The organism is Fimbriimonas ginsengisoli Gsoil 348 (assembly GCF_000724625.1).
Lineage (GTDB): Bacteria > Armatimonadota > Fimbriimonadia > Fimbriimonadales > Fimbriimonadaceae > Fimbriimonas > Fimbriimonas ginsengisoli.
The window spans coordinates 2639532-2666521 of the sequence record NZ_CP007139.1 but is presented as its reverse complement, the minus strand read 5'-3'; the positions used below and the strand labels follow the sequence as shown (position 1 = coordinate 2666521).

Below are 26990 nucleotides of genomic sequence, written 5' to 3'. Positions count from 1 at the left end.
ACGTAAACGAAAGAATCAGCACCCGCGTTCATGCACACACAGGCTCCCCGTGTTGCGCCCCCCAGAGCTCAGCCCAAAGGTGTTCGAACCGTTCGATTTGCGAAGGAGCTGCACCCTCATCGCTTTCCACGGACCTATTTAGACCCCCACATTTGTCACTCACCCCAAAATGTGGGGGTCTAAACAGGGGGCCCGGCACGGGAGCACTGTTTAGACCCTCAGGTTCGGGGAGAGCGACGAGTGCGGAGGCACCGCCGCCTCGAATCTCAGGCAAGTTCATCCTCTTGCACTCATCCTCTACCAACTCCTCGACGAGTTCCCGGTGCTCCGGGCCGCACCAGAGGCCGTCATGAAGCCAGAGCTTAGCGAACTGCCCCGCAGCCAACAATGCACGGACCTCGTAACTTTGAAAGGCTGCGGCTAGCCTTGAGCGGGCCTGCGCCGCATGCCGGCCCTGTGATAGGTCGATACCGACCGGCTCGTCCCAGCCGTTCATAATGTGGCCCCCGCTCCTAAGACTGTCAATTGCTTCCTTTGATGCCTGGAACAGCTCTTGAAGCACCTCGCTTTTCAGGACGGCATCAGCCGCCGCTGGATCGATTTGCCGACGTAGAGGTTCTCCCCTCTTCCTCTTCCTCGCAGCGTCCTCCCCATAGATCAACCGAAACCTCGTCTGGGTCATGCTGGAGCCGTAAAGCGGTCCGTATGACGATGACTTCGCAAGACGCTTAGCGTCGTAACCATCGCCGCCGAGCTTCGACGTAAAAGTGTCCTCCCAGAAGTCCACACTCGTCTCCAGGGCCTCCCGAAGCAGTTGAAGGTCCAACGCGGTGGCTGCGATGCGTAGTTGCGCCTTTGGGATGTCGTACTCGGCCAACTCGGGATGTGCATCTACCAGGCAACGCCGAACCGGCTCGTGCAGGTACAGGAGATTTTCTCCAATAGCGTAAGCGCGGTCGCTGTTGTGTGCTGCGAAGTAGAATGGCTGGGGGTACGATCTCGTCCCGCGGAGTCGAATGACTGCCGCTCTTCGCCCCTCTGGATTCTTAATCGCTGCGACCGCTTTAACGGCCTCAGGCATCCCGCGAAGCAAAGGGAGAAACTCTTCCAGTGGCTGCCGGTTGAGGAGTTCGATCTGACGCTGTATCTCGTCACGCGCGTTCGGATTCGTTCTTTCTCTGGCAGCCTTGAGAAGATCTGACCTAAGCGCATCCCTGTCCAGTCGCTGCCCGGTGGCATAGTCGAACAAGTCGTCCTGACTCTTGAGATCCTCGTACTCGATCTTTTCCAGCCATTCAGGGCGGCTGACAATGACGAGTTCCGTGGCCCGGCCAGGGATCCCCTTTTCAGGATCTGCCAATCGGCTCGGAACAACGCTGAACTGGAAGCCTAGTTTCTCCTGAAGCTCCGTAGCTAGCTTTTTTGCAGATGGTCGCTTGGACTTCTCGCTCCAACCGTAGATGTACCGAACGACGCTCTCACCAAAGAAGATGCCGTAGTTGTCGGCCTTCACCACGCTCCCTAATAGGACGTTTAAAGCTCGCTTCATACGGGCTTGCCCAGGGGCGTATCCTCCCGATTGCTTGACTTCACGGTCGAGTTCGATCAAGAAGTCGGAAGTGAAGTAAAGCGGCCGACGCTTAAGCATTGCGGGCCGCCTTTAGATCTTCCAGGTAGCGCTCGACAGTTCGCACGATGCCCCCTCGCTTGATCATCTCCTTGACCATCCACCGGAGGTATGGCTCCCCCACTTCTTCAATACGCTTCCCCTTGTGTTGGCCGAATGGCATCTTCACACGTCCGATGGGGATGAACTTGCTCTTCGGAATGCGCCGACCGTCGGGCAACTCCGCGTAGTTGTCCTTTAGCGTCACCTGAATCTCGTCGAACCTATTTAGGTCCAGGACGGGCTGCATGATGACGACATGCTGCATCCACGTAGTCTCAGAAGGCTTGGCTTCGGTGTGCTCATCTGCTAACGACTTCGTGCGCTCCAATTCGAGCCGCCATGCCTCTGCCCTCCGTTCCAGCTCCATCCTTGCAAAATGGGCGTCTAGGTTGCGACCGCCCTTGAATTGGGCAATGTAGGTCAGATAGTCGCCAGGCAAGGTGTCGATGCTCTTTCCGGCGAACCTGCCCTTTTCCATCACCCAGGGCTTGGGAGTGGCTGGGGCAGCTTGGTCAAAGTAACCGGGTGGAACCGCCACAACCGCGTTGGTCGCCGCCCTATGAGCACGTATCACCTGGCCTACGTCGAACTCGGAGAGGCACTCCATTACGCACCCCCCTTTACAATCTTGAACAGTCGCTCGTAGGTACGCACGCAGCGGTCGGAAACGCTCAGCGCCTCCGCCACTTCCGGCTGGGTCATACCTTCGGAACGCAGGATCTGCAGCGCTTTCTGCCGGATAGGCGACAGCCGCTTCCGATGCCGTGGCGTATTTTCAATAATGATGTGTTGCTCCATGTTGACTCCTTGGCCGGATTGTTCCGGTTCACAAATAGAGCTATGCAGGTGGGAGCCAATGTATGTACATCGATCTGGAAAATTTGGAGAATTCTCCTAATCTGCACGGGAAAGTCCAGCGATTAGTGCAGGGACCGACTTACTGTCCTACGGCCTGGGCCATGGGATTCAGGTCCCCGAACTGGGAGAGCGCCTGCAGGAGAGGAGCGTCTAGCCGGGTGGCCTAAGGGCGTTAGGGTTCGACAAGCTCCAAACCATCAGGCTCCGTAGCGCCGTCCCGGGCGCCGCCATAGAAGTATTTCGAGAATGAAATACTTTTGATTGAATTAGCAGAATATGGCTTATTGGGCCCTCCCGTTGGTTGCCCAAGAGAGGTCAAACAATGACCGATACGTGTCATCCTGCCAACCTGGGAGATGCACCGCTAACCCCATGCTGAGCCGGGGTTGAGTGCCGTTTCACTCGTATTTATTTTGGAGACTGGGTCACAGGAAGCCTGCCCATTCGAGAAATCACTCCTTAGCGTCGGCAGCCGATGGATCATGACTGAGAAGCGACGTAAGCACCTCGGAAGGGTTTTCACCCAGGAGCCGACATATTGCGACGAACTCTCCCAGATCGACCGAGCGATTTCCTTGCTCGATTCTCGCGACCATCGTTTGGCGAACGCCGAGCTTCGATGCGAGTTCCCGTTGAGACATTCCGGCCTTTTGGCGCGACTGGAGAATGAACTGCTGCAGGCGGTCGTTAAGCGGAGATTGAAGGAAGAGTCGCGAGCGCCTCAATTCCACGAAAATGACTTAAGAGCTGAACCCAAATAGAGTTCAATCGCGTATCCTATCTGGATGAGCCGCCTGAGATGGGGCACGAGATTCCATGGTTAGCACGCAGTATTGGGTTTGTTCGCGGTGCGGCACGAACGTGCTCGCGCATTCGCCCATGTGCTTCCAATGTGGAAGCAGCAGGCCCGGAACGTCGCCCCCACAAGCCGTCCCTATCCCCATACAAGCCATGCCGACGTATTCCCGCCCGAGAAGCTGGCATTCCGTCCTGTGGTTCGGGACCGACGCCTACGTTCACCGAGAGCGAGGAATTCGAAGCACTCTGCGGTCAGGCTTTGCGGGCTGGTACGCGGTCCTTTGCATTGCGTGCCCATGCTTGCTCCTTGGAGTCGGCTGGGCGGTCAAGGGTGCCCTATGGCCCGAAGGACGGTGGGCAGGGCTTGCGACCGTGGTGGAAGGAATGCTGCTTTGGGGGCTGGTCGCGGCGGCGGTCGTCGTGGCCGTAATCACGTCGGGGATGCTCGGAAGATGAGTTCGGAATACCTGCGGATGCAGTGGAGCCAAGGCCGGTCACGTAGCATTGGCGACAAGATAATCACCATTGGCCGGGACACGGGTACCGACATGCCCTTTCCTGACGACGTCCTGATGAGTCGGAGACACGCGAGGATCGAGACGACTTCGCACGGATGGCAAGTCGTAGACCTTTCCAGCACAAACGGAACGTTCTTGAACTCGCGAAGAGTGGCGAGCGGTCTCATTAGACCTGGTGATGTGTTGCAGGTGGGTGCCCAGGTCTTCGAGTTCTCGATGACCGCCGCGGACGCCGGCGAAGTCGCGACGCGTACACCGTGTCCCACCCGACTACAAGCCCCTCGACAACGTGAGGTGCGGGTACGTGGTGTTGCCGTCGCCATCAATTCGTGTCCGCAGTGCGCAGGCGATAGCGTGTGCCGGAGGTGTGACGGATACGGCATCGTCGGGGCCGAGTCTTACCCATGTTTGGATTGCGGAGCGTCCGGAAGGTGCAGCGGTTGTCGGAGTCATGTCTCCGTCCTGGATGATTTCTGCCGAGACCTCTTCAAACAAGAGTTCAACGCGGCGGAGGCTTCGCTACGTGCCGGACTCGTCAAGACCACCGACACGGAGAGGTCCCACCGCAGCGGGGCTCAGACAGGCGGAGCGCTTGCCGGTGCCGTCATCGGGACTTTGCTTATGCCCGGAGCCGGAACGTTGGTGGGAAGCTACGTCGGCAAGTGGGTGGGCGAGGAGCACGGGGAGCAGTCGGCAGCGGCCCAGGTTCGCTGGCAACAAGCCGACCTTCTGTATTCCCAAGGTGTCCTCTTCATCTTGCAGCGTCGGCCCGAGGAGGCCCGCCAAGCATGGATACAGGCACTCTCAATGAACCAATCACTTGGACCGGCGCGAACGGCGCTGAAGGAGCTCGATTAAATGGATCTACTACACGGAAAGGGATTCGACCATGGCTTTGGAGACAATGCGACCCACACGGTTCGTGCCGCGACTTGGCATCACGGTCACGTGTTTAGCCATCACTCACCATCCTTTTATCAGTCCCACTCGCTCGGGACCTTCCACCAGTTGGGCGCGCACGACTTCGGCTTTCACGCTCCAAGCAATCACTTTGAGCCACTGAAGTTCAAAGTTTAGTTTCGAAGGGCTGGATAGCTCTCCATGCAAGGCACGGGACGCCCGCCCCCGCACTTTCAGAATACATACGCCAGGAAACCGGGGGGAGGGGTCATTTTTGCGACCCCGGGGTGCGTTTTCAGATAACCTCCGGTCGGCGGAACGTGCGCCTGACGACGCACATAGGCGGGCCCGTGGCGGAGCCCAAACGCTTAACCAATCCATGAACCCTCAGGATATGGAGCCTTCGGCACGTGACCTGAAGTTCGCTTCGCTCACGGTCGGCGCACCTATTCGAAAGTCGGTCCTGCAGATATCATAATTCCGAATATCAGAAGAGTCTCTTCCGGGGCACGAACATCCCCTCCCTCTCTTCTCCGCTCCGCATGATATTCGCTGATTATGAATCTGACTTACGTGGAGCCCTTGCGACACGATAGTCGGAGAAGGCCCATCTTGGTAACCTAGTGGAAGCGGGCGACATACGCAGCCGCGACTGGATCAAATACCCGGTCGAACACAGTCCCCTCAAAGTCGTCTTGCGGTTGACCGATAGGCAGTCCTTGGTCAAACCTATTCACAATTGTGCTCAAGACTTGGTCGCTGGGCGGCCAGTAGAGCCTCCCCCAATCTGAACGGACGTTAATACGCGGCATCGGCACATTGCGGGCCACCACGTGGATTAGCCCGCGCAACCCCTGCAAATGGCGCTCCAACTCATCGGACGATCCGAAGGACGCCAAGACAATACGGTGCTTAGTCTCATCCCACCGTGCTTGGATTTCGCCTCGCTGGACAACTCCAGTGCCATGGTCTGTTAGTGTGTGGGTAGTCGCCTCGCCCACAACTGTATAGACGACACCAATCACTTTGACCTTTGCCGAAGCTTCAAACACCTCGGCTGGCTCCCCGGCTGTGCGCGAACGCCAGTGGGGCGGGACCGCTAATACAACTTCGTGTTGGCCCAAAACCCTCGGGATTCCCCCTTGAGCCCATGCCCGGTGTACTAAGTCCATCAGATTCCCGGCATAGGAGCCGTCTTCCGTGCAGAAGAGCGGGCCCCCGTCATTGGAAGATGTAGAGACAGTCATTTCTTCTATATCTGCGAGGAGGTAGACGACCGACTGGATCGCCTCCAATACCATAGCCGTCAGCCCGTCATCCTTTAGCCCGGTCAATCGAAGGAGTCGAACACTAGCCGCTGCGGCTCTTTCAACGGCTCCGCGACGGTACGTACTTCGCGAGACAAAGATGCCGTTCTCAGCCGGAATACCGAGATAAGTCAACTTTCCGTAGAAGGCGTCGATGTATTCCGCTTCGATCGGCTTCTTTTCGTTCTTGCACTCCACGGCATAAAGTGCTTCATTGCCCCCCGGCAACCGAATGCGGATTAAGATGTCGATCTCGCGTCTCCCACCGGTACCACCTGCTGGGGGGAGCATGACGCGTGTCTCCACGTCTATGCCGCCAATCCGAAGGAGCCGAGCGGCCAGTTGCTCGACCATTCGTCCCTTCCGAGTGTTCAGGCCCTTGTCCTTGATGGTGCTACGAATTGGCTGCTTCTTGGGCACCGCTTAGAATACGTTCTCAAGATCCTTCTGCGGGGATTGTAATTCGAGAACACGCTGGTGGCGGTTCTCGGACTTACGGCAAGATGACTGATTTTGGCCTCAATCGAGACCGGACCGGCATCCGGTCATACGCTCCACTCGTTCCTCGTTACGCTTCTTCCCTATGATGCTCGGCCCTGGCTGATCGGCTAATTTCCACGCTCGTCTGCTGCCTGACGCTCCGAGCGGAATTCCCTCCCCAGGCGTAAGACTCAGCCACAGGCCGTCCTCCTTGGGACCCGAGGACGGACCACCCGACTCTTTCTCCTAGCGGTGGCTGGCCCTACCCCTGGGGCCCCTTCCTTCCGCTTTTCCGCGATCAGACATCAACCTTCGCTGCTGGTGCCCACCGCCACCTTTTTCCATGCCCGTGCAGGTACCGACATGCCCTTCCTCGATGACCTCAAGGCGCTCTTTCGGCGCGGAGTCCTTGACGGCTCCCGAGGAGGGACCACGTGTCCATTACTGCAACCAACGACAAAGCCGCGACCCTTGCGGCATCTGCCCTTACTCGCCTCTCTGAGGCGCTCGCCAGCGGCAACAGCGACGAACTGACCCGCTACCTCGACGTAATGTCCCGGTTCCACCGGTACTCCTTCCATAACTGTCTCCTGATCCTCTGCCAGCGGCCGGAAGCTACCCAAGTGGCGGGCTTCAACCGTTGGAAAGAGTTGGGACGATGGGTGAAGAAGGGTGAGAAGGGCATTGCCATTCTCGCACCATCCATGCGACGTCCACGGCCGGACGAACTCCCGGAGGACGAGGACGCCGACCGAAAGGACGCGCCCAAGATCGTCACGCGGTTTGTAACGGTCTACGTGTTCGATGCTGAGCAGACGGAAGGGGAACCTCTACCCACTCTCGGAAAGACATCGGGACAAGTTGGCTGCTATCTCACCCGCCTGAGGGACCTCGTGCGAGAGAAGCATATCGGCCTCGCTTACGCGGACAACCTGGGTGGAGCCCTTGGGCTCAGCCACGGACAGGCGATCACGATTCTACGCGGTTTGGAACCGGCAGAGGAGCTCTCAGTGCTTGCCCACGAATTGGCCCATGAACTACTCCACCGAGGACCACGCCGCATCGAGACGACAAGGCAGATCCGCGAGGTGGAAGCCGAGGCCGTTGCCTACGTCGTCACCCAGGCCTGCGGTCTCGAAAACCGGACCGCGAGTTGGGACTACATCCGGCTCTACGGTGGCGACGAGAAACTGCTCGCACAGTCACTTACGCTCGTGCAGCATGCTGCTTGCGATATGTTGACCTACATCCTATAATTGCAGTTTGTTCGGGCTCCACTGCGAGCCCGAACACCTTCTCCAAACGCGATGAGCAGTCGGGGCAAACGACCAGTCGTCCGGGCTCAATCTCCCAGCAGACTCGCTACAATATACGGAGTGCCCAAGTCAAACTTCTCCTCCAACGCTGCTCCATGGAGCAGCGAGAAGATAGCCGAATGCTATCCAGAAGCGTGGGAATTGATAGACGTGCGGGCCAAATCGACGGGCAAACTCTTGACTTTAAGGTCCGTTTCGGGCTCCAAACAGCTCAAGACAATTACTTTGTCTCGATTTTCATACTTGTTTCAGAAGGACACTTCCGAGCAAGAACCGAGTCTGGCAAACAGGGATTACCTCGTAATAAACGAAGACGACGAACCCCAGGTGAGCAAGCTCCTCTGCAACGGGTTTGGCGAACTCGCCACCGCAATTCTCAAACCATACTTTCGGAATACTTCCGTCATGCCGGTCGCTAATGGGACTTCACTCTGCCTCTGTTGTGCAGAGGTTGTTTCTGCCTCCGATTACGACGCCGTCAGATGGCTTAATAAATTTCACTATCGAACCTTAAATATGTGGGGCAGGTCTACTGCCCTCATCTTACGACTGCTTGACGAGCACACGAAGCGTCCATTCAATGGAGCCATCGGTTACGTCATGCTTAATTCCCCCCCTCTCCTTACAACTCCAAGAGACAGGCTTTTCGAATGGGATAGCATCGGAAGACTCGCGCATGTCGACCGCGTTGTGCGAATTGCCCGCGTTGTCGTGCACCCAGAGTTCCGAGGGATCGGCACGGGACGCTTACTAGTAGAGGCTGCGAGGTCATATGCAGAATTACACTGGAATGCAGCCGGAAAGAAGCCAGTGCTCCTAGAGACTGTCGCGGAGATGAGCCGCTTACATCCGCTGTTCCAAAAGGGCGGCATGCTCCTCCTTGGTGAGACCTCAGGCAGAGAAGAGGTTCTCATCACACCGAAAGACAAACTGGATCATCAGATGGGATCAGGGCACTGGAGATCGAGTCTCGACCGGATGAAAATGAAAGCATCTTCTCCGAAACCATATTACGCTGTTCCCTTATCAGGTTGTCCAATAGCAGTTTACGACCGAATACAGCTAGCTCACGTTGCAGTGGCTTCTGAAGAAGCTTCTTGCGCTCAAGTACAGCCTCCCCTCATTCGATTCTGCCGTGCAACTATTGGACACATTGTATCCGCTCATATTCCCAGGCTCTCATCGAGTTCACTCGGACTTAACCAAGACTTGGTTCCCTTACATAATGAAATCACTCGAATTCATCAGGCGCTAAGAAGAATTCCTGATGAAGTGGCTGTCGATAACGATTCCCACATGGGGGCCTACTCCGCGCTTGCCGGGGCTGTCTCCCAGGCGATCAGCGAATACAAGTGTCAGGTCGGTTTAGCCTATGATCAGTCATCGGCTCTCTCCGATTCCATAATCGGAGTTGCAAACGACCTCGCAAGAACCTTAGAGGCTCTCCATGCCTCCCGTTCAACGCTATCGCAGACGATTGACCTGTTTCAATCGGCACTATCGAACTTCCTTAGTGAACAGCATGGAAGCTTGAAGGAAAACGAACTACTCCGCATTAGTTCTGTCCACGACACACTCCGCTCAGTGAAAGTCAAGCTGTCCCGCTCGACGAACAGCACGAGAGAACTGGAGATTGTGTCGGCTTTCGGCCTCGACGAAGATTCCGACTCAAATTGCGTAATAGAAGACTTCTCCCTTGATATCCCACCAGGCTCCATAGTTCTACTTGAAGGGGCGAGCGGTAGCGGAAAGTCAACCCTTTTGGAAAGCCTGTTTGGCAAGACACAGATCCACTCAGGCACGATCACGCCTGCCGCTCTAGGCAATGAGGTTGCCAACCTAGACCTAAATTTCAATGAACACTTAGCAGTCATCGACCTGATTGATGCGAGTACACGCGACGCATGCATGTACCTTAATTCGGCTGGCATCTCAGAAGCGAAAGTCTATCTTAAAAAGCGGAACCAACTCTCGCATGGCCAACGATATCGAGTCGCGGCTGCAATGCTCGTCGCGTCGGGGAAGAGCGTCTGGGTTGCGGACGAATTCTGCGCGTTCCTCGATCCATTAACCTCAGTGATGGTAGCATCCGGGATAGCCAAGTTAGCCCGTCTGCGTGGAGCCACCTTAATTGTCGCCGCCGCAGACGCGACTCGGATTGCGGCTGCGCTTGCCCCCGACATTCGACTGAGGTTGGTATCCGGGGGAAGACCAAACCCAGATCCAATACTACGCTTCTTTAGTGGCGTAGGGGCGGCACTCGAAGAGGCTAAAGAAGCCGATCTTTCTCCACACAAGTATTTGTCAGATAACGACCTGCTGTATCATCGTTTGACAACTGACATATTGGAGTGGCCAGAATCTCAAGACGAGGTGAGAGTTTCTCGATTAACTGCGGAGCTTTCTGGGATCGGGCAGGACTGGACTATGGGAACTCTTCGAAGGCAAATAGGGATAAGAATTGCACTGATGCGACACGCTAGAGATAACGCAAACTAAGGGAAGACTTGCTGGAAGTAGCCGTTCGCCTGAACTATGTTCCAGAGGCACCTGCACTCCCGAGCGATATCCCCGTGGACGTGTACTCCGATCTCCAACTGGGAGTGCAGGCCAGGATAGGTGAAATTGGCACTCCCAATGTAGGCACTCATTGAGTCTGCAATCACCACTTTTGCGTGCGAACCCATGCGCTTCTCAGCAGCAAGTGCACTGCTAGGCTCGAAGAGCGTTAGGTTATGTAGTTCACGGTGAAGCCCATTGGACAGCACGTCCTTTGCGCCACTGGTCGAGAGGAAGCAGATAAGCTTAACACCTCTTTTTGTCGCTGCTACCAAGGACTGATACATGCTCTCCCCACCCATATACTCATCATCCGCGGTGATGAAGGGAGAGGCAATGAGAAGCTCCTCTTTGGCTTCCGTAACAAGTTGAACGAGCACCCCAGCAGTTCGCCGGACATCAAACTCGGTCCCACATAGTAGCTGGTCCGGCAATGTCGTAACCAGCACAGTTGAATCGTTCATTCCTCTGAAAACTGCAAATATCCGCGAGAAACATTGCCGAGTTCACGGTCATGACCACCAAAAAGCATGGGACGCGCTAAGTTGAGGTTAAAGAACCTGCAACTAGTCTCGGCTAGGTGGCAACAGGAATGGCAAACCCCTCCTTGCGACGTACAAACAGGATCGTAAACACAACCTCTATTTTCTCTGATGGACTCTAGCCAGATCTCAAGAGATTGGTCAAAGAGCGATACCAAGGCACCAATAGTTGCTCCAAATCGATGGTTGCAAAATATGGCATAGGAGAGGGATCGAGGCAGCAAATACTCGGACATACTAGTGACATCAAGACCGGACAGTAATGCGGCCTGCCTAATCGAGATATGTGATAACGAGTGCAGTGCTCCAAATACTAATCTTGCCTCTGGCGCTCCTGCCCCGATTGTTTCCCGAAGATCAACACCATCAAATAGGTTTAGGAAATATCCCTTCGCTGAGACCTCCGGAGAAGAGGCACCGGGCAAAGTACAACTGTAGCCAAGTGATTCGAGCCACTGTACAATCATATTGGGATTGAGCGTTACAATTAATGCATCCGCCTCCACGACGTCCGTGTAAACTGGAATTCTTCCGTAATGAGTGTCGCGAGGAAATGGGTTGAGCTTGGCTTTCTGACCTGGGGCTCCCCGCGTAAAGCCATAAACTGCAGTAGTCACGGGGAAGTCTGTCACAACTGAAACTTCGGCAATTCCCATTTTGGCCAGCAGTCTTTCAATAGAGGTGCCGTTGGAGTCCCCCTGTTCAGTTCCTACTCGGGTAGCTTCCGAGAGGAATACTGACTCCAACATTTCACGCCCAACGCTTGCTATTGCTGGAGAATCCAAGTTGATCGCGTTGTAAATAGCGGCTTCCAAATTCGCTCGTGAAAGAGCAACTTGGCTAGAACTTGCGGACTGTCTAGCCTGAGTAACCCGTTCCTGCATCTGCGCCGGCGTGATCTCACCTCGCATAAGCTGATTCATTAAAGCATTTAGTTCCTCCGTGCTGATTTCTGCAGTTGCTGCTGCTCCGTCGCCGTCAACCGCTCGCCTTTGGCGGCACCATTCGTTGAGGGACATTCCACGAATCTGGTCCAAGCCCAGATGGATTGAAGTCGCCGCTGCTGCCCAACCATCGGTGGCCAGTAATTTCGTTGTCTCCTCCGATCTGTTTGGTTGATTGACCGCAGTTACAGTTTGCGGGTACATGGTTCGACCGGCGCGATATAGTTCGTACTGCATCATCGGCGAAATGCCATCTGCAGGGTTCGACCAACCGCATGAACATCTCGGCGTGAGGGGGGTAACAGCTACCTGGCAACGCAGACACCACCAGCGGGAGTTGCTTCCCAGAAGCTTGCCTCTTCGCTGAAGAGCAAGATCGGCCCTTGATCTACATGTACCGCACTGAGGAGGATTCCAAGCTTCGAGCCGACCACAAGCGTGCATCAGCACAAACGGCATTTGAATAGCTTCGCCGACCGAGCATCTCGTGCACTTTGCCGTCCTGGGTACTGTGTCTTCGTTGACTACTCGAACGTGCGCGCAGCTATCGTTATTGCACCAGAAGACGAGCGGAAATAGCTCGGCTTCTAATTCGAGCGGGTCTAGAAAGACGAACTGGCTGAGGTCGTTTAGGTGTTGGTCCGGCAAGTTTGTGCGCATGTCGGCGGGCCAGCTGGATGCATGCTCACGAATGGATTGCAGTAGCAGGCTGGGCGTAACGTCTTTGTGCTCCCTGCCCACAATTGAACGGACGCGCGCGATTACTCCATCACGATGATCGAACACCTTTCCAGGCAAGTATTGAAATAGAATCTGCCGCTTACCAACTTCCATCGCCACTACGCTCCACCGCCCTTTGCACGTGCAACCCTACTCCAACTTAAGCCCGCCGAATTCAGTCGTATGGACACAGGCTCGTCAACTTCACGAAGGCTCCTCATGGGACTAGGTGTCATGGCATCGCTCACGAACGTGACCGGCCGAACACTCGTCTCGATCTGGTCAAATATAATGGCTTTGCAGCGTTGCTGCAGTCTAGCTCGGAATGCTGGGTCCCCAAGGTTGTTTTGAGGCCCCAAATACGCCGTCAGTACGCCTGATTCAACTTCTGCTTCGCTCAGTTCGCCGCTGGCAAACATGGCTTTGACATTGTCGAGAATATAGACTAGATTCCTGCGGTCACTTCTCAGTTTCTGGGACTGCTGGTGTAGCAACATCGCATTGATGGCACCCGGCAAAGTACGGTCGAGAGAGAATTTCGACCATCTATTTACTGGCACAGGTTCAACGAGTTTGCCGAGGAATTCGTGTTGCTTAGCGAAGTAGTGATAATGGCTTTGGTCTCGCTCCCTGGTAGGGTTGAAGCATGTGAAGACAACACCAATGTATGCCCTTCCCACTCGACTCGACGCTTGGATATACTCGGCAGTCTGACGAGGCATCCCAAAGAAGAACATCCAGTTCAACCTGTCAATGTCGACTCCGTGGCTTATCGTATTGGTGGCCAACACGAACTGAACAGGGTCTGACACGGCTGAGCTTCTCTCAAGTGCCTCCAAGGTTCCACTTACGTCGTCTGCAGACGTGCCTCCAGTCAGTGTATACGTCGTGGGCTGCGGGAAACCATCCTTAACTAGCGCTGGGCTGACATGATCCCGTAAGTCAGTCTTAAAAGCGTCTAAGTCAGGATTGGCCAAGAAGTAATGCGCACAAGACGAGTAGAGGGTGGAAACGTCGGTAAAGGTTGGTCCTGTGTGATATCTCCCGCGTAGCGTTCCCAAGCCGCGCACGTACGACTCAGTCAACTTAAACAACGCGTTTAGAAGAGTCTTGTTGTGGGGTAACACTCCGACGTAGAGCCTTTGTGGGTAGTTCAGAGTTGTTGCGTAAAACGAGTGGCCCTTCTTCGGACCTGGGCCGGGAAATACTCTGGCCTTGCTTCTGGCATACAGCTGGTTGACTTGCCTCTCAAACTGCTCAATCGTGGCTGAGGAAGCTAGTATCTTGATCGGCATCTTCGTACCAGCTTCGTTCAGAAGTAGCTGGAATAGCGTCTCATAATGGGAGTCGAAGGTTCCTAAACCCTCGCGCAGCAAATGCAGTTCATCTTGAACAAAGAGGGAAGGACCGGACAGGCCCACAGGCTTCACTTTCGATAGAGTTTCGCGGCAGCCATCTTGGCAACATTTGCCGTTGTAGTACCCATGAGTGGGGCACCTGCCATCGACACTGCCTAAAATCATTCCAAATTTTCGTGCTATACCTATTTGCGCGAGTTTGTCGAGAGTGCCGACCATAACACTTGGGAGATAACGATAAAGGTCGTTATCGACAACGTATATTGGAAGTATTCCTTCTGAAAACGCGCACGATTCATTTACACATTTGTGGCGGAGAACTACGGCGACGTGGTCGAATTCCACGATCACGGTTCTCGTGCGGCACGCCGGGCAGACTGCGATTCGTTTGAACTTCTGAATGAACGTTGGGTCCTGCGCTTGAGCCCAAGGTAGCCCCGATCCGGAGTTCGACGCCGTGGCCGACTGGATGGAATTCGGTGTTCCGCCAGAGCCAACGTAATAGCCGACCGCAAAACCGTCTACATTACTCCCCGAGAGCCTAATATCCGGTTCGGCTTTTCGCACTAGGTCGGCACAGCAAATGATGTTTGCAAAACGCTGCAACTGCTGTGCAGTAAGGAGGCGAAGAGGAAATCGAGCCCAAGCCGTGACACCTGCAATCTTCCCTCGCAATCTATCCCAGAAGCATGAGAAAACTACTGCGGCAAGGTAAGCTTCGGTTTTTCCGCCCCCAGTTGGGAAGTAGATTATGTCAACTGTTTCCCTTTCCTGATCCATCGGATCTTCGGCAACGAGTCCCGGGAGTTGGGTAACGATAAAGACAATCTGCATAAGTCTCCAGGCTCTTAGTGCATTGCGCTCGAAAGCGCGATTCATGAGCGTGAAAGCGTATGCAACATCTGCATTTGTTCGCAATAGGTTGAGGCCGTGTTTGAAGCGACTTACCTCATCGAAGTAGAGTGCTCGGTCCTTCATAAAGGCCAATTCTTGTTCATCATCCCATGCTGGGTCGAGTCTGAATTCGGACAGCGCTTGATCCCACGCCAATTCGTAGGAGGACATTGCCACTTCTAGTTTCTCCAATGTGGGAAACGGATCTGTTGCAAGCTCACAAGTAAGTGCTTCGGGCGTTTCCCTTGTGACGTAACGGCCCTGCATGTACATCGGCGTGTGGGTGGTAGAAAGGGTGTCGTCAGCATGTTCGACCGCGCAGTTGCGGCCCCGGCCAAACATACGTGGATTTTCTCGAAAGTCCTTCGGAGCAGAGACTAGGCGAAATGGAGCCAGACAGCCTGATGGGAATTCGAGTTGCAAGCGTGTGTCGAATATGAACGGCTCGTGAACCTGGTCTTTCTCGGAGATCGGAGTGACATTGACGATATCCACTACCAGCCGGCCATGTTCAATGTGCTCAGGAGAAGGTTCGCAGGAGACGTCAACGCGGATAGCCCATGGTGTAATCGCCAGGTCCGGCAAATTAGCCCAATATCGTCTATAGGCCTGGTCGCTAACCATGTCTGCTGCTCCGAGCTTGTTTGGTAACTCAGGGTCCGGCCTTGGACCCACTCGGAACAAGTCAGGGTCTGCGTCACGTATAGCGCCAACCCTCGCCAGCTCCGCGTTAATGGCGGTATTTACGCCACCAGCTTCGACACTTATCCCGCTTTCATGGCTTTGCAAGACTAATGGACCAGATGCCGAGCAATTCAATTTCTTGAATTTGGGTACCGGCCGCTCCCGCTGCCTTGTGTTAGGTTGTGAAGGCGGGGGTGGAGACCCGACCGAGTCATCGTCGTTGTCCTCATCGTCCCTGCGGATTGGATCTTGAAAGGTTTGTTGTTCTTCATACGATGGACGGACTCGGTAGTAGACGTTCCAACTGATCGTTGCCCAAACCTCTATTGAGTGGTCACTGGGTATCTTGACCAGCGCGTCCAAGCCTGCAGCAACCGGGGACATTTTTTGCTTTAGGTCTGAAAGCCAGCGAGTCGCATCGGGAGCCAAGGGAGTGGGTCGGAGACTACCGATGAAGTATTGATTCCTTGGGAAGTCCCCGAAGCAAACAGTCTCGGAACGGCCCGATGCTTCTGCAACCACGTACTCAATGAGTGCGGAAGCTAATTCAAGTTGATTCTGAACTTCAGTTGGTAACGCTTGGCTACTCATAGTAAGCCTTGTCTCCTTCCAATTAGACTCCCCGGAACCGGACGGTCAAGGAGTTGGATTTCTTCGATGTCGAGTATCACAACGGCGTCATAGAAATCTGCAAGAGAAATCCCTAGATCGGGGAGAATCTCTGCATTCATCGCGGACCTTGCTCTTAGGGGATCGCTCAATCGCCATTCCAGCCAAAGGTTAATCTGCCGAGACACTTGTCGGTGAACGTTGGCGATCTCCGTGGCAGCCTTTGCTATGGCCCGGTGGTGCTGGGTCGTGAATGGCATTTCGAGAGCGACTGCGACTCTCCAGATGTCTTGGCGGTCTTGCGGTGTATGCCAGCCACGAATCCAGTTTCGAACCGTATCAGCCGTTGTGACGCTTGTGCCCAGGGACCTGAGCTTACAGAGTAACTCGTTGGTTCCCAACCCCTGGGCGACCCAGTGTCGATGGTACAGTTCACCGATTTCGCTCCGCCACCTATTGACGAGATCAACGTAAACGGAAACACCGCTAACGGCGTGGAGTCTAGTCAGCAGCATCGAAAATTGATCTTGTCGCTTCTGACCATTGATGAGCATGATTTGATCACCGGCAACCAAGTCTCTTGCGGGACGCTGCTCCATTCTGCTACTTGTAACGACTTGAACGGGACCGCACTCATCGAGGAAGACCCATGTGCGATCGGAAAACCGTATTTCGACCGCAGCGGAAGTCCAAGTACCTCCGCGTTCCAACGGTTCGCTTTCCATTCCTTCGGCATCGAGCTCCTCTTGGCTTAGAAGACTGGCCCAAGCGTCTATCTGGCTTGGCAAGTTCAATTGCATTGCTTGAGACTCCTTTGTCCCTTGGGGGGTAACAAACGTTGCAGGCGTTCGCACGATTCTGGACTGGCTTTGTGGCCCAATAATCGGCTCTGTTTTGCCGAGGAGTTGTGCCACGGCATGGACATTTTCTTCTGTAGATGGCGCACACATCTCTACCGAAGTGTTAAAGACCCAGTCGGCGAGTTTGACCTCAAATTCATGGTGGAGTACCTCAATCCGGTCCGTTAAAAGAACTTGAGGTGCTTTGAAGAAGAAGTCGGGATAGGGCAAACCGACAACGAGAAGCTGCCCTTCGATTTCCAAAGTTCCCAACTCATCCGGCGACAGGGGGAGCAGAGGAGCACCCTGCTGGAGTCCGTACTCGCTTGCGAAATGTTTTCGAAACAGTGCTGCCTGCGAACGGGAAGGAAAAAGAACCTGCCGGGGCTCTCTCCCTTCCAAGATGTGGTTGGTAAGCGCTTTGCCCAAGGCGGGTCCGTCTCTTCGCAGTAGGCGAAAAGCCTCCTGCGCTGCCTCTCGCGCACGGGTCAGCGGCAGGGGTGAATCTGTCCAATACTTGAAATAGTTCTCAACTTCGTCACTGAGAGCAGTCAGTGAAGCAACACCCCAGTGGGTGCTGGAGAGATCATCAAACTCAGCAACAGGTATCGATAACCGACTCATCGCGCGGACAAATCTGGCGAGCAGGGATGCTGCTTCCTGGGCCAACGCCCCATTAAGCTCCACCCTTGCTCGAACAAGATCGATGGTCGCATCTCTCATCATCGCTTCCGCTGAATTGCTGAGCGTCGGAACGATCAGTGAGTTCAGGGATGTAGTTCCCTGCTGGGCGATGAGTGACCTCAGCCTCAGGGGTTCCACATCCGTCTCATCTGCTGGCTTTCCCGAGTCCCAGCGAAAGCGAAGCCATTCGGTTGAACCCGCCAACACGTAGACGAAGGGGTTATCTGTCCATAGGGCGACAGGGTTCTTAAACGTTCGCAAATCGGCCATGGCCGACACAACCCAGGGCTGTCGATCCGTCGCGCACAAGTCAAGAATGACCACATCTGGCTGTACATCATTCAGTAGACTCCTCAGGTTTGACGGGCGTGAAGTGTAGATAACTGTCGGAAGTTGTGAAGCACGCCCGGCCAGGTTCAGGGTGGCATTGGCATCATTGGCGTGTATGTCCAATACACTCGCTAGCGCAAGTGCTCCCACCTGCGCATGTCTTAGTGGCCTGTGAGCGCCAGCTCGGCCGCTGACAAGCAGGACTCGGTTCGTCAACTTGAACTCTTTCGGTTCCAAGCACCAGGAAACCGCAACATCCGGCACAATGCTGCCATGATCCGTTCCTTTCGGGAAGAGTATTGCGACCCGCTTGTTAACCTGAAGCCCCGCTGAGATGATCCGGCTGCTGTAGTCAGCGACCGAACCAGGGTTCGCAGGGGTGCTGTCAATTGTCAACAGCCCACCATCCCAGAGTCGTTTGTGAGCTTCTCGAGTCCAAGAGCGTCTCGGCAACTCTCTCAGCGAATCAGCGAGCCACGACCAGATTCCGAAGGGACCGAGGTTTTGCGAAAGAACGACGCGCCTCGCTAATTCGATCTGCGCTGATTTGTTTTGGCAAATGAGAATGTCCTTAATCTTTGCCACGATAAAATACACGGACCAGAAGGAAGTGCACGCCCATGGCGCGATGATCGCAAGTATAACAGGCGTTAGTACAGCAAAATGGTTGTCAGTGGCGATATTCTGCGAGGACTCTGAAACACCAGCGTTCAGCCAGATACAAAGGCGATGGCTCCTACGGGACAAACGATAAAGTTCGACACTGGTAACAACCGACGGACTTTCAACGAGTGTAGAATAGCAGTCGAGGACCACTCACCCAGGGTGAAGTCGAGCCGCATATCCCTAACCTGTGGAAATGCGCGGTTTGAACCTGGAAAGGGTAAGAAATGGGGGTCGAAGGGCAGGAGCCCACCCCATGGAAGCGCGCTACCAAACTGCGCCACGCCCCGACGTTTTTTGCCGTTTTGAAGGTCCGTGGGGGCCGGACCGGCGATCAAATATACCTCAGAGGTGGACGACGCAGTGCCTTCCCTAAGAATCGCACTCGACTGCCGCGGTGGACTCGTTTGGGTCGTTTTTGGGCCTTCGGTCTGCTTTGGCATTTGCGGTCCACTTGTGTTACAATCTGTTTCTAGTGGCCCCGCCAAAATATATCTGCGTTAGGAGCTTCGGTTCGTATGCATGAGTCGCCCCTGGTCATGGCGGTGATCGACGGTTTGCGGGACCGGATACGACGCGGCGATTTGCCGGTCGGACGAGGGTTGCCCGGAGAAAGAGACCTCGCGAAGACGTTTCACGTCAGCCGAGTCATCGTCCGAAGCGCCATCCGCAAATTGGAGGCGGAGGGCTTGTTGCTTTGCAAGCCCAATTGCCGCCCCATCGTGCGGAATCCAGGAATTCGAACCGCCAACGAGACGGCGGAAGCGGGCGCGTTGCGAAGGGCGGAAGGGCACGGGGATATCGCCATTTGGTTGTGGCCAAATGCGGGCGACTACTGCGCATCCTCGATTCTCAAAGGAATTCAGTCCGCCGACTTGCCGAGAGACATCCGACTCGTCGTGGCCAACGTACCGAGCGGACGCGATTGGGAGGGTTGCCTTGAGGCCGAAGAGCGATACCTGCTTGAACTCGCCGAGGATCCCCATGCGATCGGGACCATCCTGTGGTACCTAGGCACCGAACGCAACCGGCACGCCCTCGAAAAGGTGAGGGCCGCCGGCATCCCCATGGTTTTCGTCGACCGGCTGCCGCCGAAGGGGTTCGAAGCCGACTTCGTCGGTTCCGATAACGAAGCGGCCGCGCGTCAGAGCGTGAAACACCTGGCCGATCTCGGACACCGAAGGATCGCCCTGATTACGAATAACGATGCCGTATCCAGCGTGCTCGCCCGCGAAGCGGGTTACCGGCGCGCGCTGAACGATGCCCGCATCCCATTCGATCCGGAGCTGGTGTTCCAAGACATGGTCGATGAGCCGGAAGGGGTCGAAGCGGCCCTGGACGAATTACTCAGTCTTCCCGAACCTCCCACGGCGATCGTGGGAATCAACGACCACGTAGCGCTGCAGGTACATGCCGCGCTGCAGTCCCGGGGCATTTCCGTGCCTGGGGACATCTCTCTCTTAGGTTTTGACGGCTTGCTCCGGTGGGTTCCTGGCGGGGGGTTCCTCACCACGTGCTGTCAATCGTTTGAGCGCATCGGCCAACTTGCCACCGAACTGCTTTGTGAGCGATCAAAAGCGAGCTTCGGTGGAACGTTCCGGCATGTGCTGCTCGATGCGCCACTCATGATCGCGGGTTCAACCGCAGAACCGCGATCGATTTCCGTCCTTGTAGACACCCCGTAATTTGGAGAACGTCATGAAAAAATGTAAGCGACGTGGCTTTACGCTCATCGAACTTCTAGTTGTAATTGCAATCATTGCTATCCTTGCGGCCATTCTGTTCCCTGTCTTCGCTCAAGCCAAACGAGCGGCAAAGACATCCGTCGCAATCAGCGGCGCGAAGCAGATGGCGCTCGGCCAACTCATGTACGCTGGCGACAGCGACGATAACTTCTCGCCGGTCGTCGAATACGACAGCAACTGGCACGCACTCCCCTTCTCGTATCTGCAGCAGCCGTACATGAAGTCATGGGGCGTTCTGCTCGACCCGACCGGTCCTAGCATCCTCCAAAACTCCAATGACGAAGGCGCCGGCACCGCCTTTGCCATCTATGGCCTTTGGGGCATGGGACCGCAGCAAGCGGCCACCGACGGCAGCTTCAGCAACTACACGTTTGGTTCTTCCTCCACCGGCGCCGCCATGACCGGCGGACAGATTTGGCACTACGACGGCATCGGCGGCGTAACCAACTCCTCCGGTGGAATCATCTGGTCGGCCTATGGCTATAAAGCGGGAGGCACCCCCTCGCTTTCTACCACGGCGGTCGCCAGTCCGGCAGATCAGGTCATGATCGCTCAGTCCGGTAACTGGGACTTCATGTGGCAGCAGGATAACGCGGACAGCTTCGACCTCTATTGGGGCTCCTGTGGCTTCAATACGTACGGCTGTAACCTCGTAACGAGCGGCCCGCTTGCCCGCGCAAGGGACAACGACGGTAAGGTCATCGGCACGTACCCCTGGCCCGGCGGAACGCCGACCCAGGAACCAACCGGACTTACCATCTGGGCAGGTACGGACGGCCACGTCAAGTCCACACCCTACCGACAGTTGATGGGCACCACAATCCCGATCAACGGAGGCGCGGACAAGGCCATCAAGGCTTTCTGGCCGAAGGGATCATGATAAAGCCGGTAAACCTTTGGGCGGGGCTCGCCAGCCTCCTTCTCATTGGGGCGATGGGAGCCGGCTGCGGCTCTTCCCCTTCGCAACCCGATGAGAAGAAGATGCACGAAATGCTCGGCGGGCCTCCAAGCCTTGAGAGCATGAGCAAGAAGCCTCGCGGGGCCAAGCAACCCGCGGGTAATCCGGCCGGACAACCGGGCGGACAACCGGGCGCGGCGCCCGGAGGAAAGTAACCGGCATTTGCCGAAGCCGGACCCTGTTAAAGGGTCCGGCCTTATTTATATATGGGTTCTTCACCGATGCAGGAAGCATTCGACGTCGTTATCGTAGGTGGCGGACCGGCCGGGTCCACGGTCGGCTCCATGCTCAAAAAGCACGCGCCCCACCTCAGCGTTCTCATTCTCGAGCGAGAAGTTTTCCCCCGGGACCACATCGGCGAGAGCCTGCTCCCCACCACCGGCCGAATCCTCGATGAGATCGGCGCCTGGGACAAGATCGAAGCCGCCAACTTTCCGATCAAGATCGGCGCGACGTACCGCTGGGGCTCCTCCGACGATCTTTGGGATTTCAACCTTCTGGAGACCGCCGAAGTAAATCCCCTCGAAAAGCGCCCTGGCAAGTACGAAGGCTGGCGCATGCGGAGCACCTGGCAGGTGGAGCGCGGTCCGTTCGATAAGATTCTTCTAGACCACTCCGCGGAGCTCGGCTGTGTCGTCCGGGAAGGGGTGGCGGTCACGCGCGTGGAAGCTACCGATGGCGCCGTGAAGGAGTTGGAGCTCTCCGATGGCTCCAAGTTGACCGCCCGGTTCTACGTCGACGCGTCCGGAAACGCGGGAATCCTCCGGCGCGGCCTGGGCATTGAAACCGAAGAGCCCAACGCGCTGCGAAACATCGCCTTCTGGGATTATTGGGAAGATGCCGACTGGGCCGTGACGATCGGCGCGGGGGCTACCCGAATTCAGATCATGAGCCTCGGATATGGGTGGATCTGGTTCATTCCGGTAACTTCCACCCGTACCTCGATCGGCTTGGTGTGTCCCGCCGATTATTACAAGCAGTGCGGGAAACGACCAGAGGAACTGTACGCGGAAGCGGTGAGGTCGGAACCGCGCATCGCCGCCCTAACCGCCGCCGCCAAACGTGACGGAGAGGTCCGCGCCACCCGCGACTGGTCCTTTTTGGCTCGCCAGATGGCCGGACCAAACTGGTTTTTGGTCGGCGAGGCCGCCGGTTTTGCAGATCCGATCCTTTCCGCCGGGATTACCATCGCCATGGTTGGCGCCAAGGAATGCGCTTATACCATTGCGGAGCTCGATCGGGGCGAAGTTGATGCCGAATGGATGCGTCTCGCCTTCGAAAAGCGCCAGCGGCAACGGGTCTACCAACACATTCAGTTCGCCAACTACTGGTATTCCGGAAATCGCCACTTCTCGGAGCTGGTCGAATACACCAGCGAAATCGCTCGCGGGGCAGGGCTCAACATGAGCGCCGAATCCGCCTGGCAGTGGATCGGCACCGGCGGCTTCGTTTCTCTGGAGACGGCGGGGGCCGGACTCGCCGGCCATTCCATCGAGCAGATCAAGAACATCGAGGGGATGCTCTTCAACAGCGAGTCCGAGTGGCAGATCACCAAAGTCAACGTATTCGATCTCAATATCGAGGACGTGGTGCCCGGTAAGACGCCGATCTACGAAGGCGGTCGAATCCGGCAGGGCCGCACCCTCCGCAAGGGCGATTTGGAAATCCCCGTCTCGGGCGGTTTCCGCGTCATCCTGGAAATCTTGCAGAGGGAAACGAAGCTGGGCCCCATCATCCGGGCGCTTCGGGATGTCAGCGCCAAAATGGGGCCGATCGTCGCCCTCAGTGGATTGGAAGCGTTGGAAGTGTTGCTGAAAGACGGCTGGATCTCCGGCGTCTACTCACCCGATCAGCCGCTCCTCCGCCCCGAAGACATTCCCCGCACTCCAAACATCGACTGGAACCGCGACACCGAAGACCCGATGGTCAGAATGGCGGCGGCGATCGAGGGTTGAGGGGATTGTCGTGACCGTAGACCAATTGCTTCGCGAAGCCGGCGCCGCCCATGCAAAGGGTGACCTCAAGCGAGCCACCGCCTTGGCGCAACAGGCACTGGAGATGGACGAACAATCTATCCAGGCCAAACTGCTTCTCGGCGTTATCGAAGCAAAGGTCGGTGATCCAACAGCCGCGGTTGGTTGGCTGCGACAGGTGCGGGAGGCCGACCCCGGCTCCTTTCATGCCCCCTTTTGGCAATCGGTGGCGCTGCACCGGCTAGGATTCGTCGCCGAAGCCGCCGAATCCGTCCAGGCGGCGTTGCTGTTGAATCCAAACGATGCCCAAGCCCTTGCCCAGTTGGGAAGGTGCCTTATGGATCTCCGCCGACTACCGGAAGCGGAGGAGCTACTTCGGCGCAGCGTCCATTTGTCCGGCGGCGCCCCTCCCGTGCAGTTTCAGCTCAGCCTCTGCCTCCATCTGCAAGGTCGGGACGAAGAGGCGGAGAGGCTACTCGCCCAAGTCCTGGGGGCGATGCCCCCCTCCGCCCAAAATTTTGAACACCTTGCGTCGTATCTCATGACTCAAGGCAACGCCCTGGGCGCCGTAGCCTGCGCTCGCCGAGCCTTGGAGGTTGCGCCCAACTCTCCATCAACCCAACTCCTGCTAGGCCGCATTCTGCAGGAAGAGAATCGGGCTGCCGAGGCCGAGCAACTATTGAGGAAAGCCGCCGAGAGTGGATCTAAGGATGCCCCCACGATGGCTCGACTCGGAACCGCCCTGCAAGGTTTGGGCCGGCTCGATGAGGCGATCGGCTGCTTTCAAAACGCCATCGCCGTCGATCCGTCGCAAGGTTATCCCTACTTCGCCCTTGTGAACGGAAAGCGAGTGGTCGATGAAGATCGCTCCCTCCTCGAGCGGATGACGGCGCTCGCCGACGACGCCCGCTTAACGCCGCGCGATCATAGCTTTCTTCGCTATGGTTTGGGAAAAGCCCACGGAGACCTCGGCGACTACCAGGCGTCGATGGAGAACTACCGGATCGCGAATGACATCGAGGCCGATCTGAGATTCCACGGACGTCTATTCGACTTCGCGGAATATACCGACCGGGTTGACCGGACGATCCACCGTTTCACCGCCCCCGAATTGGCGCGGATGAAGACGGCCGGTTCGGCGAGCGACGTACCGATTTTCGTCGTCGGCATGATGCGCTCGGGCACCACCCTCGTCGAGCAGATCCTCTCCAGCCATCCCGAGGTGGGAGCCGGAGGAGAGCAGCCATTTTGGGTGAACAACTGGCCTCTCGCCGTCGATGGCGCCAAGCATTCGCCGGAGGGGATGTCGAAGCTTGCCGATCGGTACCTCGCGATCCTCACCAGATTGGCCCCCGGCAATCGGCACGTCGTGGACAAAATGCCCGTGAACTACGCTGGACTGGGAATCATTCACTCGGTATTTCCCAGGGCCAAGATCGTCCACATCCGCCGGCACCCGGTCGATAACTGCCTTTCCATCTATTTCACGCCGAACCGAGTGATGACCGAGTTCGCGCATGTCCCCGAAAACATCGTGTTCGCCTATCGCGAGTACCTGCGCGTGATGGACCACTGGAGGAGCGTGCTCCCACCGGAAGCGCTGCTGGAAATCGACTACTCAGACCTTGTCTCTGATGCAGAACAGGTGATCCGAAAGACGATTGACTTCCTGGGGCTTCCGTGGGATGATGCCTGTTTGAGCCCCCACCAAAATCAACGCTCGGTAGTGACCCCCAGCGTCTGGCAGGTGCGGCAACCGATTTACCGATCTTCCCTAGAGACGTGGAAGAAATATGAGCCATGGCTGGGTCCCTTCGGGGAGCTGCTTCCCAAAACCTCGGAAATGAAATGTTAGAAACCGACGTCGCCATCATCGGAGGGGGTCCCGCGGGTACGACGGTGGCGACCTTCCTCAAGAAGTACAACCCATCCCTCGATGTCACCATCGTCGAGCGGGAACAGTTCCCTCGCGACCACGTCGGCGAGAGCCACCTCCCCGCAATCTCCGCGATCCTCGACGAGATGGGCGTTTGGGATAAGGTCGAAGCCGCCGGATTCCCGATCAAGATCGGCGCCACTTTCAAATGGGGCGCCAAGAAGGACTACTGGGAGACCGACTTTCTCCACCACGAGAAGTTTCGCGAAGAAGCCCGCCCGGCGAAATTCGTCGATCAGCGGAGGAAAACCGCGTTCCAGGTCGACCGATCCATCTACGACAAGGTGCTACTCGACCACGCGCAGTCCCTTGGCTGCCGCGTTTTTGAGCAAACCAAAGTCGCTCAGGTGCTTCACGAGGGCGATCGGATTACCGGACTGAGCGTTGTCTCCCAAGATCCAGACGTGACGGAGCAAGTCGGGAGCGATGGCCTGATCAAGGCACGTTACTACGTCGACGCATCCGGCGATATCGGGATCCTGCGGCGGGCCCTCGGCATCGAGATCGAGGCTCCCACCGCCCTCCGAAACATCGCGGTTTGGAAGTATTGGCAAGACGCGACCTGGGCGGTCACCATCGGAAACGGGGGAACGCGGATCCAGATCATGAGCCTAGATTGGGGCTGGATGTGGTTCATCCCGATTACGCCGACCCGCACTTCCGTCGGACTGGTACTGCCGGCTAGCTACTACAAGACAAGCGGCAAAACCACCGAGCAGCTTTACGAAGAAGCCATCGCCACCGAGCCGCTCATATCTCGCCTTCTGGAAACCGCGACGCCCGAAGACGGCCTGTTTGCCACCAAGGATTGGAACTTCCTCGCCAAGCGCCTCGCTGGCGAAAATTGGTTCTTGGCCGGCGATTCCTGCGGCTTCGCCGACCCGATCCTCTCCGCCGGCATGACGTTGGCCCACACCGGCGCACGCAAGGTGGCTTTTACCATTCTCGAGTTAGATCGAAACGAACAAGATCCGGAATGGTTGAAGCAGGAGTACGAAGATGGCCACCGCCAGCAGATTCGACACCACATGCAGTTCGCCGACTTTTGGTACACCTCCAACAGCCAGTTCACCGACCTGAAGGAGTACTGCCAAGAAATAGCGGAGACGGCGGGACTCACCCTCACCCCCGAGTCGGCATTCCAGTGGCTCGCCACCGGAGGCTTCACCGTGGATGAACCCGGTGTCGCCGCCGCCCTCACGTACCGGGTCTCTGGCCTTAAGCTGCTCGCCGTCGAAATGGGCGCCGCTGCCCCCGAATGGGAGCTGACGAAGACAAATTTCTGGCGCTTGAATCTCGACGGAGCGACCGAAGGAAAGTTCGTCCGCTATCTCGAAGGGCGAGTCGTCCCCATTCCATGCCTCAAACGCGGTCCCAAAGTGCTGCCGATCGTCGACGTCTTCAAGCACCTCCTCAAAGCGATGAAGCGCAACATGGACAGCATCCTGATCCTTGAGGACTGCGTCAACGCCATGATCCGAGAAGACGGCATCCCCCCTCAAGACGCCGCCCTGCTCACGATCGAAGGAATCGAATCCCTAATTCTCGAAGGCTGGATCAAAGGCAAAGCCGTCCCCAGCCGGCCATTCATCAAGGTGACGTAGGGGGTCGAACTGGCTGCGGATCGAGCAGGCATGCCCAATGATGATCTTCGTCGATACCGCCCAGGGACTGCCGACGCGCGTAGAGTTCGAGGTCAAGGGAAA

The 26990-nt window shown here is 56.5% G+C and carries 19 protein-coding genes; 10 read left to right on the top strand and 9 right to left on the bottom strand.

What is annotated here, in order from left to right:
- Positions 1-28 precede the first annotated feature (28 nt).
- The 4 genes from OP10G_RS12150 to OP10G_RS12135 form a co-directional block, all read right to left on the bottom strand.
- Positions 29-1609, bottom strand: coding sequence for a hypothetical protein (locus OP10G_RS12150; protein ID WP_144241116.1), 1581 nt, complete (start codon positions 1607-1609; stop codon positions 29-31).
- Positions 1610-1640: 31 nt separating this feature from the next.
- Complete coding sequence (locus tag OP10G_RS12145; protein ID WP_025225616.1) at positions 1641-2276, bottom strand: putative quorum-sensing-regulated virulence factor; 636 nt, start codon at positions 2274-2276, stop codon at positions 1641-1643.
- Complete coding sequence (locus tag OP10G_RS12140; RefSeq protein WP_025225617.1) at positions 2276-2467, bottom strand: hypothetical protein; 192 nt, start codon at positions 2465-2467, stop codon at positions 2276-2278. Before OP10G_RS12140 ends, OP10G_RS12145 begins: the two co-directional genes overlap by 1 nt.
- Positions 2468-2979: 512 nt before the next feature.
- On the bottom strand, positions 2980-3258 hold the full coding sequence (locus tag OP10G_RS12135; protein ID WP_025225618.1) for a helix-turn-helix domain-containing protein: 279 nt from the start codon (positions 3256-3258) through the stop codon (positions 2980-2982).
- 220 nt (positions 3259-3478) lie between these two features.
- On the opposite strand from OP10G_RS12135, the gene OP10G_RS26835 reads away from it, so the two are divergent.
- Together OP10G_RS26835 and OP10G_RS24560 are read left to right on the top strand one after the other, a co-directional pair.
- A complete protein-coding gene (locus tag OP10G_RS26835; protein WP_025225619.1) occupies positions 3479-3781 on the top strand; it encodes a hypothetical protein in 303 nt (100 codons plus the stop codon).
- On the top strand, positions 3778-4701 hold the full coding sequence (locus OP10G_RS24560) for an FHA domain-containing protein (protein WP_025225620.1): 924 nt from the start codon (positions 3778-3780) through the stop codon (positions 4699-4701). The genes OP10G_RS26835 and OP10G_RS24560 overlap by 4 nt, the downstream gene beginning before the upstream one ends.
- Before the next feature lie 662 nt (positions 4702-5363).
- Here the strand turns inward: OP10G_RS24560 and OP10G_RS12115 are convergent.
- Entirely contained in the window at positions 5364-6470 is a 1107-nt protein-coding gene (locus tag OP10G_RS12115) for a restriction endonuclease (RefSeq protein ID WP_025225622.1), read from the bottom strand.
- A 494-nt stretch (positions 6471-6964) separates the two neighbouring features.
- Here OP10G_RS12115 and OP10G_RS12110 point away from each other — a divergent pair, with 494 nt between their 5' ends.
- Both OP10G_RS12110 and OP10G_RS25820 read left to right on the top strand, forming a co-directional pair.
- Positions 6965-7786, top strand: coding sequence for an ArdC-like ssDNA-binding domain-containing protein (locus tag OP10G_RS12110; protein ID WP_025225623.1), 822 nt, complete (start codon positions 6965-6967; stop codon positions 7784-7786).
- 120 nt (positions 7787-7906) lie between these two features.
- On the top strand, positions 7907-10345 hold the full coding sequence (locus tag OP10G_RS25820) for an ATP-binding cassette domain-containing protein (protein ID WP_158409208.1): 2439 nt from the start codon (positions 7907-7909) through the stop codon (positions 10343-10345).
- Here the strand turns inward: OP10G_RS25820 and OP10G_RS12100 are convergent.
- The 4 genes from OP10G_RS12100 to OP10G_RS12090 all read right to left on the bottom strand — a co-directional run bounded on the left by OP10G_RS12100 (position 10342) and on the right by OP10G_RS12090 (position 18594).
- Positions 10342-10869, bottom strand: coding sequence for a phospholipase D-like domain-containing protein (locus OP10G_RS12100; RefSeq protein WP_025225625.1), 528 nt, complete (start codon positions 10867-10869; stop codon positions 10342-10344). The two genes, OP10G_RS25820 and OP10G_RS12100, sit on opposite strands and share 4 nt — an antisense overlap.
- Positions 10866-12131: a hypothetical protein gene (locus OP10G_RS26295; protein WP_144241114.1), complete on the bottom strand. Its 1266-nt coding sequence runs from the start codon at positions 12129-12131 to the stop codon at positions 10866-10868. Before OP10G_RS26295 ends, OP10G_RS12100 begins: the two co-directional genes overlap by 4 nt.
- Before the next feature lie 599 nt (positions 12132-12730).
- Positions 12731-15931, bottom strand: a complete 3201-nt coding sequence (locus OP10G_RS12095) for a helicase-related protein (protein ID WP_158409207.1) — start codon at positions 15929-15931, stop codon at positions 12731-12733.
- Between the two features lie 203 nt (positions 15932-16134).
- Entirely contained in the window at positions 16135-18594 is a 2460-nt protein-coding gene (locus tag OP10G_RS12090) for a DISARM anti-phage system protein DrmE domain-containing protein (RefSeq protein ID WP_144241113.1), read from the bottom strand.
- Positions 18595-19190: 596 nt separating this feature from the next.
- Here OP10G_RS12090 and OP10G_RS24555 point away from each other — a divergent pair.
- The 6 genes from OP10G_RS24555 (at position 19191) to OP10G_RS12060 (ending at position 26888) form a co-directional block, all read left to right on the top strand.
- Complete coding sequence (locus OP10G_RS24555) at positions 19191-20357, top strand: GntR family transcriptional regulator (protein WP_025225628.1); 1167 nt, start codon at positions 19191-19193, stop codon at positions 20355-20357.
- Positions 20358-20370: 13 nt separating this feature from the next.
- A complete protein-coding gene (locus OP10G_RS24550; protein WP_025225629.1) occupies positions 20371-21297 on the top strand; it encodes a prepilin-type N-terminal cleavage/methylation domain-containing protein in 927 nt (308 codons plus the stop codon).
- Positions 21294-21530, top strand: a complete 237-nt coding sequence (locus OP10G_RS12075; protein WP_025225630.1) for a hypothetical protein — start codon at positions 21294-21296, stop codon at positions 21528-21530. Before OP10G_RS24550 ends, OP10G_RS12075 begins: the two co-directional genes overlap by 4 nt.
- 66 nt (positions 21531-21596) lie before the next feature.
- Positions 21597-23330, top strand: coding sequence for an NAD(P)/FAD-dependent oxidoreductase (locus OP10G_RS12070; RefSeq protein WP_025225631.1), 1734 nt, complete (start codon positions 21597-21599; stop codon positions 23328-23330).
- 10 nt (positions 23331-23340) lie between these two features.
- Complete coding sequence (locus tag OP10G_RS12065; protein WP_025225632.1) at positions 23341-25203, top strand: tetratricopeptide repeat-containing sulfotransferase family protein; 1863 nt, start codon at positions 23341-23343, stop codon at positions 25201-25203.
- Complete coding sequence (locus OP10G_RS12060; protein WP_025225633.1) at positions 25197-26888, top strand: NAD(P)/FAD-dependent oxidoreductase; 1692 nt, start codon at positions 25197-25199, stop codon at positions 26886-26888. Before OP10G_RS12065 ends, OP10G_RS12060 begins: the two co-directional genes overlap by 7 nt.
- Positions 26889-26990: the final 102 nt, after the last annotated feature.